This is a genomic window from Mycobacterium sp. SMC-14 (assembly GCF_046250075.1).
Taxonomy (GTDB): Bacteria; Actinomycetota; Actinomycetes; order Mycobacteriales; family Mycobacteriaceae; genus Mycobacterium.
In genome coordinates this window covers 3,598,399-3,611,049 of record NZ_CP176429.1, presented here as the reverse complement: position 1 = coordinate 3,611,049, position 12,651 = coordinate 3,598,399, and the positions used below count along the sequence as shown (strand labels likewise).

General features: G+C 67.9%; 13 protein-coding genes and 2 pseudogenes. 10 read left to right on the top strand and 5 right to left on the bottom strand.

All coding sequences use genetic code 11. The annotated features are described in order from the left end of the window. The first annotated feature begins 9 nt into the window (after window positions 1-9). The 10 genes and pseudogenes from ACKY0W_RS17155 (at window position 10) to groL (ending at window position 9,971) form a co-directional block, all read left to right on the top strand. Window positions 10-1,431, top strand: a complete 1,422-nt coding sequence (locus ACKY0W_RS17155; RefSeq protein ID WP_409435051.1) for an NAD(P)H-hydrate dehydratase — start codon at window positions 10-12, stop codon at window positions 1,429-1,431. 13 nt (window positions 1,432-1,444) lie between these two features. Beyond that, window positions 1,445-2,833, top strand: a complete 1,389-nt coding sequence (locus ACKY0W_RS17150) for a glutamate decarboxylase (RefSeq protein ID WP_409435050.1) — start codon at window positions 1,445-1,447, stop codon at window positions 2,831-2,833. A 122-nt stretch (window positions 2,834-2,955) separates the two neighbouring features. Next, on the top strand, window positions 2,956-4,110 hold the full coding sequence (gene alr, locus ACKY0W_RS17145; RefSeq protein WP_409435049.1) for an alanine racemase: 1,155 nt from the start codon (window positions 2,956-2,958) through the stop codon (window positions 4,108-4,110). After that, a complete protein-coding gene (locus tag ACKY0W_RS17140) occupies window positions 4,100-5,206 on the top strand; it encodes an alpha/beta fold hydrolase (protein WP_409435048.1) in 1,107 nt (368 codons plus the stop codon). Before alr ends, ACKY0W_RS17140 begins: the two co-directional genes overlap by 11 nt. Further along, window positions 5,199-5,660, top strand: coding sequence for a tRNA (adenosine(37)-N6)-threonylcarbamoyltransferase complex ATPase subunit type 1 TsaE (tsaE, locus tag ACKY0W_RS17135; protein ID WP_409435047.1), 462 nt, complete (start codon window positions 5,199-5,201; stop codon window positions 5,658-5,660). Before ACKY0W_RS17140 ends, tsaE begins: the two co-directional genes overlap by 8 nt. Next, window positions 5,645-6,271 (top strand): annotated as a pseudogene (gene tsaB / locus ACKY0W_RS17130) (tRNA (adenosine(37)-N6)-threonylcarbamoyltransferase complex dimerization subunit type 1 TsaB); the annotation flags it as partial. The gene tsaE and the pseudogene tsaB, both read left to right, overlap by 16 nt. Before the next feature lie 15 nt (window positions 6,272-6,286). Further along, window positions 6,287-6,733, top strand: a complete 447-nt coding sequence (gene rimI, locus ACKY0W_RS17125) for a ribosomal protein S18-alanine N-acetyltransferase (RefSeq protein WP_409437832.1) — start codon at window positions 6,287-6,289, stop codon at window positions 6,731-6,733. Next, window positions 6,730-7,764, top strand: coding sequence for a tRNA (adenosine(37)-N6)-threonylcarbamoyltransferase complex transferase subunit TsaD (gene tsaD / locus ACKY0W_RS17120; protein WP_409435046.1), 1,035 nt, complete (start codon window positions 6,730-6,732; stop codon window positions 7,762-7,764). Before rimI ends, tsaD begins: the two co-directional genes overlap by 4 nt. Before the next feature lie 196 nt (window positions 7,765-7,960). Continuing rightward, a complete protein-coding gene (groES, locus tag ACKY0W_RS17115; RefSeq protein WP_406757670.1) occupies window positions 7,961-8,263 on the top strand; it encodes a co-chaperone GroES in 303 nt (100 codons plus the stop codon). A gap of 91 nt (window positions 8,264-8,354) precedes the next feature. Then, window positions 8,355-9,971: a chaperonin GroEL gene (gene groL, locus ACKY0W_RS17110; RefSeq protein WP_409435045.1), complete on the top strand. Its 1,617-nt coding sequence runs from the start codon at window positions 8,355-8,357 to the stop codon at window positions 9,969-9,971. 164 nt (window positions 9,972-10,135) lie between these two features. Here the strand turns inward: groL and ACKY0W_RS17105 are convergent, their stop codons facing one another. The 5 genes and pseudogenes from ACKY0W_RS17105 to ACKY0W_RS17085 all read right to left on the bottom strand — a co-directional run bounded on the left by ACKY0W_RS17105 (window position 10,136) and on the right by ACKY0W_RS17085 (window position 12,616). Then, complete coding sequence (locus ACKY0W_RS17105) at window positions 10,136-10,867, bottom strand: wax ester/triacylglycerol synthase domain-containing protein (RefSeq protein ID WP_409435044.1); 732 nt, start codon at window positions 10,865-10,867, stop codon at window positions 10,136-10,138. Continuing rightward, complete coding sequence (locus tag ACKY0W_RS17100; protein WP_409437925.1) at window positions 10,864-11,226, bottom strand: hypothetical protein; 363 nt, start codon at window positions 11,224-11,226, stop codon at window positions 10,864-10,866. The genes ACKY0W_RS17105 and ACKY0W_RS17100 overlap by 4 nt, the downstream gene beginning before the upstream one ends. A gap of 78 nt (window positions 11,227-11,304) precedes the next feature. After that, a pseudogene (locus tag ACKY0W_RS17095) lies at window positions 11,305-11,406 on the bottom strand (DUF2510 domain-containing protein); the annotation flags it as partial. 255 nt (window positions 11,407-11,661) lie between these two features. Continuing rightward, window positions 11,662-12,063, bottom strand: coding sequence for a hydrogenase (locus ACKY0W_RS17090; RefSeq protein ID WP_409435043.1), 402 nt, complete (start codon window positions 12,061-12,063; stop codon window positions 11,662-11,664). Between the two features lie 22 nt (window positions 12,064-12,085). Beyond that, window positions 12,086-12,616, bottom strand: coding sequence for an HXXEE domain-containing protein (locus tag ACKY0W_RS17085; RefSeq protein ID WP_409435042.1), 531 nt, complete (start codon window positions 12,614-12,616; stop codon window positions 12,086-12,088). Between the last annotated feature and the right edge of the window lie 35 nt (window positions 12,617-12,651).

The window sequence follows — 12,651 nt, the reverse complement described above, 5'->3', positions numbered from 1 at the left end:
GGAGGGCAAGTGCGGCATTACTACAGCGTCGAGGTCATTCGCGCCGCCGAAGCACCGCTGTTGGCGAGCCTGCCCGACGGGGTGCTGATGCGCCGGGCCGCGTTCGGGCTGGCGACCGCGATCGCTGGGGAACTGGCCGCGCGCACCGGCGGGATAGCCGGGCGCAACCTGTGCGCGGTGGTGGGTTCCGGCGACAACGGCGGCGACGCGCTGTGGGCGGCCACCCTGCTGCGCCGACGCGGCGTGGCGGCCAGCGCCATCCTGCTTGACCCCGGGCGCGCCCACGCAAAAGGGCTCGCAGCCTTCAGACATGCCGGCGGCCGGATCGTCGACACCGTGCCGCCCGCAACGGATCTGGTGATCGACGGCGTGGTCGGCATCTCCGGGCGCGGCCCGTTGCGGCCGCACGCCGCCGAGATCTTCGCCGACGTCGATGCGCGAGGCATCCCGGTGGTGGCCGTCGACATCCCCAGCGGCCTGGACCCGCACACCGGCGCGGCGGACGGTCCCGCGGTGCACGCCGCGCTCACGGTCACCTTCGGTGGTCTCAAACCGGTGCACGCATTGGGGCAGTGCGGACGGGTCGAGCTCGTCGAGATCGGCCTGGAGCTGCCGGACACCGACATTCACTCTGTGACCGCAGCCGACGTCGAGGCCTGCTGGCCGGCGCCCGGTCCCCGCGACGACAAATACACCCAGGGCGTCACCGGAATCCTGGCCGGCTCGGCGACCTACCCGGGCGCGGCGATCCTGTGTGCCGGGGCAGCGGTGGCCGCCACCTCCGGGATGGTGCGCTACGCCGGAAGCGCTGACGCCCAAGTGGTTTCGCACTGGCCGGAAGTGGTCGCCGCACCCAGTCCGGCGGCCGCCGGGAAGGTGCAGGCCTGGGCGGTCGGTCCGGGTCTGGGCACCGGCGAACAGGCTGCCGCCGCACTGTGGTTCGCGCTTGACACCGATCTGCCGGTGATCGTCGACGCCGATGCGCTCACCATCCTGGCCGCCCACCCAGCCCTGGTGGCCGAGCGCAACGCCCCAACGGTGCTGACCCCGCATGCCGGCGAATACGCCCGGTTGGCCGGGCACCCACCCGGACCCGACCGGGTCGGTGCGGCGCGCGAGCTGGCCGAGAAGATGCGCTGCACTGTGCTGTTGAAAGGCAACGTCACCGTCATCGCCGACCCCGACGGCCCGGTCTATCTCAACCCGTCGGGCGGGTCATGGGCGGCCACCGCGGGCTCCGGCGACGTGCTTTCCGGGATGATCGGCGCGCTGTTGGCGTCGGGCCTGCCCACCGCCCACGCCGCTGCCGCCGCCGCGTTCGTGCACACCCGCGCCGCCGCAGCCTCGGCCGCCGACCCCGGCCCCGGCGACACCCCGACCTCGGCCTCGCGCATCCTGGCCCACATCCGCACCGCCCTGGCCCAGCTATAGAGGAGAGTCGCGCATGACCCATTCCCACCCGTCCGTGCCGGCGCATGCCATCGCTCCGGCCTACACCGGCCGGATGTTCACCTCGCCGGTCCCGGCGCTGCGGTTGCCCGACGACCCGATGGACCCGCAGACCGCCTACCGCTTCATCCACGACGAACTGATGCTCGACGGCAGCTCCCGGCTGAATCTGGCCACCTTCGTGACCACCTGGATGGACCCCGAAGCGTCGGCGCTGATGGCGGAGTCGTTCGACAAGAACATGATCGACAAGGACGAATACCCGGCCACCGCGGCCATTGAGCAGCGCTGCGTGTCCATGGTCGCCGACCTGTTCCACGCCGAGAACCTGCGCGACGACGACCCCGCCAGCGCGATCGGGGTGTCCACCGTCGGGTCCAGCGAGGCGGTGATGCTGGGCGGGCTGGCGATGAAGTGGCGCTGGCGCCAGCAGGTCGGTGACGACTGGAAGGGTCGCACTCCGAACCTGGTGATGGGCTCCAACGTCCAGGTGGTGTGGGAGAAGTTCTGCCGCTACTTCGACGTCGAACCCCGCTACCTGCCGATGGGCCAGGACCGCTACGTGATCACGCCCGAGCAGGTGATCGACGCCGTCGACGAGAACACCATCGGCGTGGTGGGCATCCTGGGCACCACCTACACCGGCGAACTCGAACCGGTCGAGCAGATCTGCGCGGCACTGGACACCCTCGCCGCCGGCGGCGGGCCGGACGTGCCGGTGCACGTGGACGCCGCCAGCGGAGGATTCGTGGTGCCCTTCTTGCACCCGGGCCTCAAGTGGGATTTCCGGCTGCCGCGGGTGGTCTCGATCAACGTCAGCGGCCACAAGTACGGCCTGACCTATCCGGGCATCGGCTTCGTGGTGTGGCGCAGCGCCGACTATCTGCCCGAGGAGCTGGTGTTCCGGGTCAACTACCTGGGCGGCGACATGCCGACGTTCACGCTGAACTTCTCCCGGCCGGGCAACCAGGTCGTCGGCCAGTACTACAACTTCCTGCGGCTGGGCCGCGCCGGCTACACCGAAGTCATGCGGACCCTGTCCGACACCGCCCGCTGGCTGTCGCATCAGCTGGCGGCATCTGAGCACTTCGAGGTGATCAGCGACGGTTCGGCGATCCCGGTGGTGAGCTGCCGGCTGGCCGGCGAGCGCGGCTACACCGAGTTCGACGTGTCCCACGAGTTGCGCACGTTCGGCTGGCAGGTGCCGGCCTACACCATGCCGGAGGGCGCCGAGGACGTCGCAGTGCTGCGCGTCGTGGTCCGCGAGGGGCTGTCGGCGGATCTTGCCCGGGCGCTTTTCGACGACATCATGAAATCGGTGACCGCCCTGGACCGGGTCAAGCCCGCGGGCCATTACGACGATCAGCAGCACTTTTCGCACTGATCAGGCGGGCGCTGCGGCCGAGTGTGTGTTCTCGGTCGCAAAACGGCATTAGTGCCGATCAAACCGCACACTGGGCGATCCGGCGGGCCGTTTTGGGAGGTTCTGGGACAATCGAAGCTGACATGACTGCCGTATCCCGAACGTCCGGCCTGCTTGCGCAGGCGCTGGTGGACCTGGACGCCATTGCCCACAACGTGCGGGTGCTGGACGAACACGCCGGCGCCGCCGGGGTGATGGCTGTGGTCAAGGCCGATGGTTACGGCCACGGGGCGGTCCCGGTGGCCCGCGCCGCGCTGGGTGCCGGCGCGGCCGAACTCGGGGTGGCCACCGTCGACGAGGCGTTGACGTTGCGCGCGGCCGGCATCACCGCACCGGTGCTGGCATGGCTGCACGGGCCGCACACCGACTTCGCTCCCGCCCTGGCCGCCGACGTACAGATTGCGGTCTCTTCGGTCGCGCAGCTGAACGAGTTGCTCGATGCGGTGGGGCGCACCGGGCGCACCGCGACCGTCACGGTCAAGGCCGACACCGGCATGAACCGCAACGGGGTGGGCGCCGCAGAATTCCCGACACTGGTGAGCGCGCTGCAGCGGGCCGTCGCCGACGACGCGATCCGGGTGCGCGGCCTGATGTCGCATCTGGCCTGCGCCGACGAGACCGACAACCCGGTCAACGACGTTCAGGCGCAACGCTTTTCCGACCTGCTGAAGGTTGCTCGCGACCAGGGGCTGGAGTTCCCGGTCGCCCACCTGGCCAACTCGGCAGGGGCGATGACCCGCCCCGATCTGGCCTTCGACATGGTTCGGCCGGGAATAGCCATGTACGGCCTGAGTCCGATCCCCGAACGCGGCGACATGGGCCTGATTCCGGCGATGACGCTGAAATCGCTTGTGGTGTTGGTTCGTCCGATCAAGGCCGGTGAGGCCGTCTCCTACGGGCACACCTGGGTCGCCCCGGTCGACACCACCGTGGCGCTGGTGCCGATGGGTTACGCCGACGGGGTGTTCCGACCGCTGAGCGGACGGTTCGACGTGTTGATCAACGGCCGGCGTCGGCGCAGTGTCGGGCGAGTGTGCATGGACCAGTTCGTCGTCGATCTGGGGCCCGGCCCCGTCGACGTCACCGAGGGTGACGAGGTCATCGTGTTCGGGTCCGGAACAGACGGCGAACCGCTGGCCCAGGACTGGGCCGACGTGCTGGGCACCATCCACTACGAGGTGGTCAACAGCCCGCGTGGGCGGGTCGCCAGGACATATCGGGGCGCCGATGGCGGGTAATCGGCGCGGGTCGCGGCGGGCCGGCGGCTGGCTGGCGGGGGTGGCCGGTCTGGCGGCCGTCGGCACCATCGCCGGAAGCACCATCGCCCGGTCGGTGACACGACGCACCACCGCCGAAGACGCTTACGCCGAAGAGGATTTCGAGATCCTCGACCACGACCACAGTTCGGTGGTGGTCACCGACGACGGCGTCGAACTGGCGGTGCGCGACGTGGGTCCGCGCAACGCACCGCTGACCGTGGTGTTCGCGCACGGATTCTGTCTGCGGATGGGCTCTTTCCATTTTCAGCGGGCGCGGCTGGCGGCGGAGTGGGGCGATCAGGTGCGCATGGTCTTCTACGACCAGCGTGGGCACGGGGATTCCAGCGTTGCCCCACCGGGCACCTACACCGTGCCGCGACTCGGCCAGGACCTGGAGGCGGTGCTGCGGGCGGCCGTGCCGCGCGGACCAATCGTGCTGGTAGGCCATTCGATGGGCGGCATGACGGTGTTGGCGCACGCACGGCAGTTTCCCCAGCGCTACGGCAACCGGATTGTCGGTGCGGCGTTGATATCGTCGGCCGCCAAAGGTGTTTCGCGGTCCCCGCTGGGTCAGATCCTGCGCAACCCGGCGCTGGAAGCCGTGCAGTTCAGTGTGCGGTACGCGCCGAAGTTGGTGCACCGCGGCCGCGGCGCGGCGCGCGGGGTGATCGCACCGATTCTGCGGGCCGCCTCCTACGGCACAGACCTGATCAGCCCGAGTGTGGTGGCGTACTCCGAGGAGATGATGCACTCCACCCCGGTCGCCACCATGGTGGGTTTCCTGCACGCCCTGGAAGTGCATGACGAGAGTGCCGCGCTGCCGACGCTGGCCAAGATCCCTACCCTGGTCGCCTGTGGCGACCAGGACCTGCTCACCCCGCCGGGGTACTCGCGGGCGATGGCGGCCACGTTGTGGGATTGTGAGCTGGTGATCGTGCCCGGGGCCGGGCATCTGGTGCAGTTGGAGGAACCCGATGTCATCGACGAGGCGCTGGTGCGACTGGTTGAGCGAGCCACCCCGCGCCGTGGCATGCTGACGCACCGGTTGCGCCGAAAGGCCGGGCGCAGTGGCTGATCCGCAGGAGGCGACCCTGTCCACCACCGAGGACACCGTCGCGCTGGGCGCCCGGCTGGGCGAACAGCTACGAGCCGGCGACGTGGTGGTGCTGTCCGGTCCGCTGGGTGCTGGAAAAACCGTGTTGGCCAAGGGGATCGCCGCGGCACTCGATGTCGATGGTCCGGTGACCTCGCCGACGTACGTGCTGGCCCGCGAACATCGGGCTCGCCGGCCGGACAGTCCGGCGATGATTCACGTCGACCTTTACCGGCTGCTCGATGAGTCAGGCCTGGACCTGCTGGCCGAGCTGGACTCTTTGGACCTCGACACCGAACTCGACGACGCCGTCGTCGTGGTGGAGTGGGGTGAAGGCCTGGCCGAGCGGCTCTCCGACCGGCACCTGGATATTCGCCTGGACCGCGCGGCGGACTCCGAGACACGCACCGCAACCTGGCGGTGGCACGCGCCGTGACCGGAGCGATTCTGACCATCGACACCGCCACCCCCGCCGTCACCGCGGGCGTGGTGGCCGCCGACCGCCGCACCGTGTTGGCCGAGCGGGTCACCCCCGACGCTCGCGCGCACGCCGAACGGCTGACCCCCAACGTGCTGGGCGCACTGGCCGATGCCGGCCTGGCCATGGCCGATCTGGCTGCGGTCGTAGTGGGTTGCGGGCCGGGACCGTTCACCGGCCTGCGGGTGGGGATGGCCAGCGCCGCCGCCTATGGCCACGCCCTGGGCATCCCGGTGTACGGCGTGTGCAGCCTGGACGCGATCGGCGTGCGCACTTCCGGACCGACCCTGGTGGTCACCGATGCCCGCCGTCGAGAGGTCTACTGGGCGCGCTATCGCGACGGCGCCCGGGTGGCGGGCCCGGCGGTGTGTGCCCCGGCCGCCGTCGACCCCGCCGATGCCGTCGCGGTGGCCGGCTCGCCTGCGCACACCGAGCTGTTCGGCCTGCCGGTCCTTGACATCACATATCCGACCCCTGCGGGACTGGTTGCCGCAGTGCGGGATTGGAATGAGGATCCGGAATCGCTGGTGCCGCTGTACCTGCGTCGCCCCGACGCCAAACCCCCGGCGACGACCGCTGCGCCGGTGACACTGGGCGCGCTGGTTCACAGCGACGCGCTGCGCTGCGCCGAACTGGAAGCCCAACTGTTCGGCGGCGACGACCCGTGGCCGGCCGAGGCGTTCAGCCGGGCGATCGATGCGCGTGACAACCACTACGTCGCCGCCCGGATCGGCGACGCCGTGGTGGGCTACGGCGGAATCGCGCGGCTCGGGCGCACCGCGCCGTTCGAGTACGAGGTGCACACGATCGGAGTGGACAAGGCACATCAGGGGCGCGGCATCGGGCGGCGGCTACTCACCGACCTGCTGGAGTACGCCGACGGGGGCGTCGTGTACCTGGAAGTCCGCACCGACAACGCCGCGGCGATCGCGCTGTACCGTGACGTCGGTTTCGTCGAGACCGGACTTCGTAAGCGTTATTACCGCAACGGCGCCGACGCCTACACGATGCGGCGGGAGGCTGTCTCGTGACGATAGTCCTGGCCATCGAATCTTCCTGCGACGAAACAGGTGTCGGCATCACCCGCCTGGAAGCCGACGGCACCCTGACGCTGCTGGCCGACGAGGTGGCCTCCAGCGTGGAGGAGCACACCCGGTTCGGCGGGGTGGTGCCCGAGATCGCTTCCCGGGCACACCTGGAGGCGCTGGGCCCCACCATGCGCCGGGCGTTGGCGACGGCGGGGTTGGGAGAGGACCGCCGTCCGGACGCAGTCGCGGCCACCATCGGGCCGGGCCTGGCCGGGGCGCTGCTGGTGGGTGCGGCGGCGGCCAAGGCCTATGCGGCGGCCTGGGGAGTTCCGTTCTACGCCGTCAATCACCTGGGCGGGCACCTGGCCGCCGACGTCTACGCCCATGGCCCACTGCCGGAGTGCGTGGGACTGCTGGTCTCCGGCGGCCACACCCACCTGCTGCACGTGCGGTCGCTGGGGGAGCCGATCGTCGAACTGGGCAGCACCGTCGACGACGCCGCGGGGGAGGCCTACGACAAGGTGGCCCGGCTACTCGGGCTGGGCTATCCCGGCGGGCGGGTGCTCGACGAGCTGGCCCGCACCGGCGACCGCAGTGCTGTGGTGTTCCCGCGCGGGATGACCGGTCCGCGCGATGACCCGTACGTGTTCAGCTTCTCCGGCCTGAAGACCGCGGTGGCCCGCTATGTGGAGCGCAATCCCGATTTCGTCCCCGCCGATGTGGCGGCCGGGTTCCAGGAGTCGGTCGCCGACGTGCTGACCGCCAAGGCGGTGCGCGCGGCCACCGACCTGGGGGTCGGGACCCTGCTGATCGCGGGGGGAGTGGCCGCCAACTCCCGGCTGCGTGAACTTGCCGAACAACGCTGTGCGGCAGCAGGCTTGAGGCTGCGCATCCCGCCGCTGCGGTTGTGCACCGACAACGGGGCGATGATCGCGTCGTTCGCGGCACACTTGATCGCCGCCGGAGCGGGGCCGTCGCCGCTGGACGTGGCCACCAATCCGGGCCTGCCGGTGGTGCAGGGCCAGATCTCCTGACCGATTCGCAGCGGGGTCACCTTGAGTGCTAGCACTCTCATGTATAGAGTGCTAGGTGGCAGTCGGTCGGATTCTCGCTCGGCACCCGCGACGACGACGCGAGGGCTCGTACGAATGCCGAACACCTTAAGTAAGTACGTTCCGATGGGCTCGGCATCGGCCGGGTCGCATCCAGACAATGTGGAGGGCTCCAATCGTGGCGAGCGTGAACATCAAGCCACTCGAGGACAAGATCCTCGTTCAGGCCAACGAGGCCGAGACCACGACCGCTTCTGGTCTGGTCATTCCGGACACTGCCAAGGAGAAGCCGCAGGAAGGCACTGTCGTCGCCATCGGCCCCGGCCGGTGGGACGAGAGCGGCAGCAAGCGGATCCCGCTGGACGTCGCTGAGGGTGACGTCGTCGTGTACAGCAAGTACGGCGGCACCGAGATCAAGTACGGCGGCCAGGAGTACCTGATCCTGTCCGCGCGCGACGTGCTGGCCATCGTCGGCAAGTAGCCACAAAGCAACCACCGTGCCCGCCCCGGAGATCCCCGTAATACGGGTGATGTCCGGGGCGGCACGCGTAGAGAAAAGGGCTTAAACAGCTATGAGCAAGCAGATTGAGTTCAACGAGGCCGCGCGCCGGGCGTTGGAAGCCGGCGTGAACAAGCTCGCCGACGCGGTCCGGGTGACACTGGGCCCGCGCGGCCGCACGGTGGTGCTGGCCAAGTCCTTCGGCGGCCCGACGGTGACCATGGACGGCGTCACCGTGGCCCGCGACGTGGACCTGGAAGACCCATTCGAGAACCTCGGCGCCCAGCTGGTGAAGTCGGTGGCCACCAAGACCAACGACGTGGCCGGCGACGGCACCACCACCGCCACCGTGCTGGCCCAGGCCATCATCTCCGGCGGGCTGCGCAACGTTGCGGCCGGCGCCAACCCGATCGCGCTGGGCGCCGGCATCGCCAAGGCCGCCGACGCGGTGTCCGAAGCGCTGCTGGCCGCGGCCACCCCGGTCTCCGGCAAGGAATCGATCGCGCAGGTGGCCAACGTGTCCTCGCGTGACGAGGAGATCGGTGAGCTCGTCGGCGAGGCGATGACCAAGGTCGGGACCGACGGCGTGGTCAGCGTGGAGGAGTCCTCGACCCTGTCCACCGAGCTGGAGATCACCGACGGTGTGGGCTTCGACAAGGGTTTCCTGTCGGCGTACTTCGTCACCGACTTCGACTCGCAGGAAGCCGTCCTCGAAGACGCCCTGATTTTGCTGCACCGCGACAAGATCAGCTCGCTGCCGGACCTGCTGCCGCTGCTGGAGAAGGTCGTTGAGGCAAACAAGCCGCTGCTGATCATCGCCGAGGACGTCGAGGGCGAGCCGCTGTCGACCCTAGTGGTCAACGCAATCCGCAAGACGCTCAAGGCCGTTGCCGTCAAGGCGCCCTACTTCGGTGACCGCCGCAAGGCGTTTCTGGAGGACCTCGCGATCGTCACCGGCGCTCAGGTGGTCAACCCCGATGTGGGCCTGACGCTGCGGGAGGCCGGTCTGGACGTGCTGGGCACGGCTCGCCGGGTGGTGGTCAGCAAGGACGACACCGTGATCGTCGACGGTGCCGGCACCGCCGAGGCCATCGCGGGGCGGGTCAAGCAGCTGCGCGCCGAGATCGAGGCGACCGATTCGGACTGGGACCGCGAAAAGCTCGAGGAGCGGCTGGCCAAGCTGGCCGGCGGCGTGGCCGTGATCAAGGTCGGCGCAGCCACCGAGACCGCACTCAAGGAGCGCAAGCACCGGGTCGAAGACGCGGTGGCGGCGGCCAAGGCTGCGGTGGAGGAGGGCATCGTCACCGGCGGCGGTGTGGCGCTGGTACAGGCCCGCGCGGCGTTGGCGGGGCTGGCGCTGACCGGCGACGAGGCCACCGGTGCGGAGGTGTTCGCCGCCGCGCTGAGCGCGCCGCTGTACTGGATCGCCACCAACGCCGGCGTCGACGGTGCCGTGGTGACCAGCAAGGTCGCCGAGTTGGCGGCCGGACAGGGCTTCAACGCCGCGACACTGTCCTACGGCGACCTGGCCGCCGATGGTGTCATCGACCCGGTGAAGGTGACCCGCTCAGCGGTGCTCAACGCCGCGTCGGTGGCGCGGATGGTGTTGACCACCGAAACCGCTGTGGTTGACAAGCCCGTCGAGGTCGACGCGCACGCCGGCCACGGCCATCACGGGCACGCCCACTAGATAGTTCGCACGAAGCGCCCCCGGTCCCGCCATGGGCCGGGGGCGTTTTCGTCTTGTGCGCGGACCTTGACCGGTGCCTCGCCCGCCGGAAGCTGACGGTGGGCTCCTCGATCGTCGCAATTACTACCCGACAGCCTGACGGAATAGCACTCCCTGCAGCTTGGTTAGGTCTCTCTAGGGGAGTGAGGCTCTCTAGCGGAGTGAGAAGTGGCCCAGACGTCGAGAAAGGCGTCCTGTTGGTGGTTAGAAGTAGCACGATAATAGTAGAACTGTTCCAATATTTTCGCGGCTAAGCATTTCTCACCGGTTTCAGGATCCGTCTTGACATCAATAATCTCTTCAATACCGCCTACCGTGTCGACGAGTGCAGGATCCGTCTTCAACACGACAGCTGCTCTTCCGTCGACTAACCCCCGAATAGCGTATAGATCCCACAACGGGCGGGTTCTGTCGAGGGGGGTTTCCGCGATCCGACCGATGAGATCCTCCAGTTCATGCGAACTGCCGGGCGGTGGCAACGCCATGACGTGAATGTGAAGTCCGACATCGAAGTCCGGGTCTTCTTCCCAGGACGAGGCCGGAATAAACGGCACCTCTAGGCGTCTTCGGCGCAGTGCTGGTGTCACTCGCGAGAGCGAGCGGATGTGTCCGACTAGATCCGCTACCGTACCTGCGGGATCTGCCGACCCATCAACTACCATCACCAGGCAGCCATCGGGGGTGACGCTTCCGTCTTTGCTCGGCACGCCAGCCGCGACGGGCGGCGGCCAGCCGCCGGGTGGCTGCCCTGGTGCAAGTCGGGCTCGTGGGTTGCGACGACTCCACGACAGCGCACCAACAGCGAGAGCGGCAAGGCTTACTAGCGTGCCGACTATTGCAGGGATCCAGATATTCATCTGCGTCCCTCCTCTGGGTCCACTAACAGAATACCGACCACGGTTGCCAGCGCCCATACGAGCGGGCCTATGCAGAGGTAGCCAACCACCGCCGGATGGGTCGGCAAGTGTCCATGCTTTACAAAAGCCCAGAGGTAGCCGTCGACGAGCAACAGGACTCCAGCGAAGCCGACGATCAACAGCTGAGCGGTTGTAAGACCGTTCTTTTTCTTCATCACAAAGTCTCCGACCGAGGCCCACGTCAGAGCCGCTGCAATGAAGTTGAGCTCGCCCGATGAGAAAATATCCCAGACGCTGTCAAGTTCGCCTTGGTCTAAAAGGTCAAGGGTGTGAATTCCGATTGGAACGAGCGAAAACACTAGACTGAATCCCACGAACCAGGCAAGGTCGCGGCTAAGGTGATTTCTCGCCTCCAGCTTACGAGGGTTAACTGGCCGCCTGGGTTCCGTACGATCCGTCCACTGGTGTCCATTCCAATAACGCAGCCTTGCAGGATCTATCGGGTCGGGATACCAGTCGCGCGATGCCAGACTCGCCACCCCCTTATAGTCACTAGTGGCGCACTCACGCGCATGACGATAATCATGTCTCCCCCCGACCTGGGTCCATTGGTAAAACTTGGCTCCGAAACCCCTACAGGATGGCTGGGCCGCATGCCCGCCCGGTCAAACAAGACGACGCCTGGGTCGGATCCTTAACCGCGGAAAACGACTCGGCTTGCGGAAGCCACATCGCCATCGGGGTTGGGCAAGGACGCGGGAGGTGTAACCAGCCCGTGGTCGGCAGGCGGCGCCTCAGAGTCCGACGATGACAATGATCACGCCGACCACGATCGACACTGCGAGGGACACCAATAGGAAGCCGACGATGCCTTCTTTGCCCGCTGATGTCGCATGCTCCCCAGCCGCGATCGGGGCGAATTTCCGGCCGGCGCCCCATACCGCCGCGAGCAGTGTCGCCAGCCAGTTCGCGTAGGCGGCGTAGACGATCAATGAGACTGCCGTAACTCCCCACGCGTTGGGCAAATGGATGTGTGGCCACAGCAGGCCCAACAGCGCCAGGAACATTCCGTTGAGCGTTGCCTCCAGATGGCTCGACAGCGCCATGCGCGGGTTCTTGCACGCGGGAATGGCGAGCCCGGTGAGTAGGCCGAGCAGAAACAGGAGCAATCCGAGCTTGAACAGGACTGTCTGCATGTCAGAAGCGTAGAAGTCCGCGTCAGATGGCGAAGTGGAACAGCCCGTACCAGACGACGAAGGCGAACAGCGCCAGACCACCCAGTAGGGCCAGGGCGAACTGGCCCCTGGTGAGGACCCCCTCCTTGATGGTGACGGTGCCGATCACGAGGCAGATCGGGTAGTAGAACAGCATGGCGGTGACGAGGCCGGGCGAATACCGATCGAGAGCCGGCGTCATCGCCAGATGAAAGAGTGCGTCCCAGAAAAGGTTTGCGCTGGCGAAGGCAACCAGCGCAGCGCTGCGAGGCAGGGTCTGCCGTCGGTAGTTCGCGTAGACGAGTGTCACCAGGATCGCCATAAAGGCGACGTTGTTGGCGGCGAAGGCGGCGTTGTCGAAGCGACCGTGGACGTCATGGGTGACCCACGCGGGAAATCCGCCGAGGTATTCCTCGACGATGTGCAGGAGGTAGGCGGCCGGCATCAGCCAGATGACGTTCCGGAAGCGCGGCAGCGTCAGGCCAGTCCGGGGTTCTGCCGCCGCACGCCGCGCTCCTGCGTCGTTGCCGTCCATGCCGACGATCTTCGCTCACTGCGGGGCCTTCGGTC

Excerpts from the sequence above, each read along its gene's own strand:
- ACKY0W_RS17150 (WP_409435050.1), top strand. The coding sequence starts at position 1,445 with ATGACCCATTCCCACCCGTCCGTGCCGGCGCATGCCATCGCTCCGGCC.
- alr (WP_409435049.1), top strand. The coding sequence starts at position 2,956 with ATGACTGCCGTATCCCGAACGTCCGGCCTGCTTGCGCAGGCGCTGGTG.
- ACKY0W_RS17140 (WP_409435048.1), top strand. The coding sequence starts at position 4,100 with ATGGCGGGTAATCGGCGCGGGTCGCGGCGGGCCGGCGGCTGGCTGGCG.
- groL (WP_409435045.1), top strand. The coding sequence starts at position 8,355 with ATGAGCAAGCAGATTGAGTTCAACGAGGCCGCGCGCCGGGCGTTGGAA.
- ACKY0W_RS17105 (WP_409435044.1), bottom strand. The coding sequence starts at position 10,867 with ATGAATATCTGGATCCCTGCAATAGTCGGCACGCTAGTAAGCCTTGCC.
- ACKY0W_RS17090 (WP_409435043.1), bottom strand. The coding sequence starts at position 12,063 with ATGCAGACAGTCCTGTTCAAGCTCGGATTGCTCCTGTTTCTGCTCGGC.
- ACKY0W_RS17085 (WP_409435042.1), bottom strand. The coding sequence starts at position 12,616 with ATGGACGGCAACGACGCAGGAGCGCGGCGTGCGGCGGCAGAACCCCGG.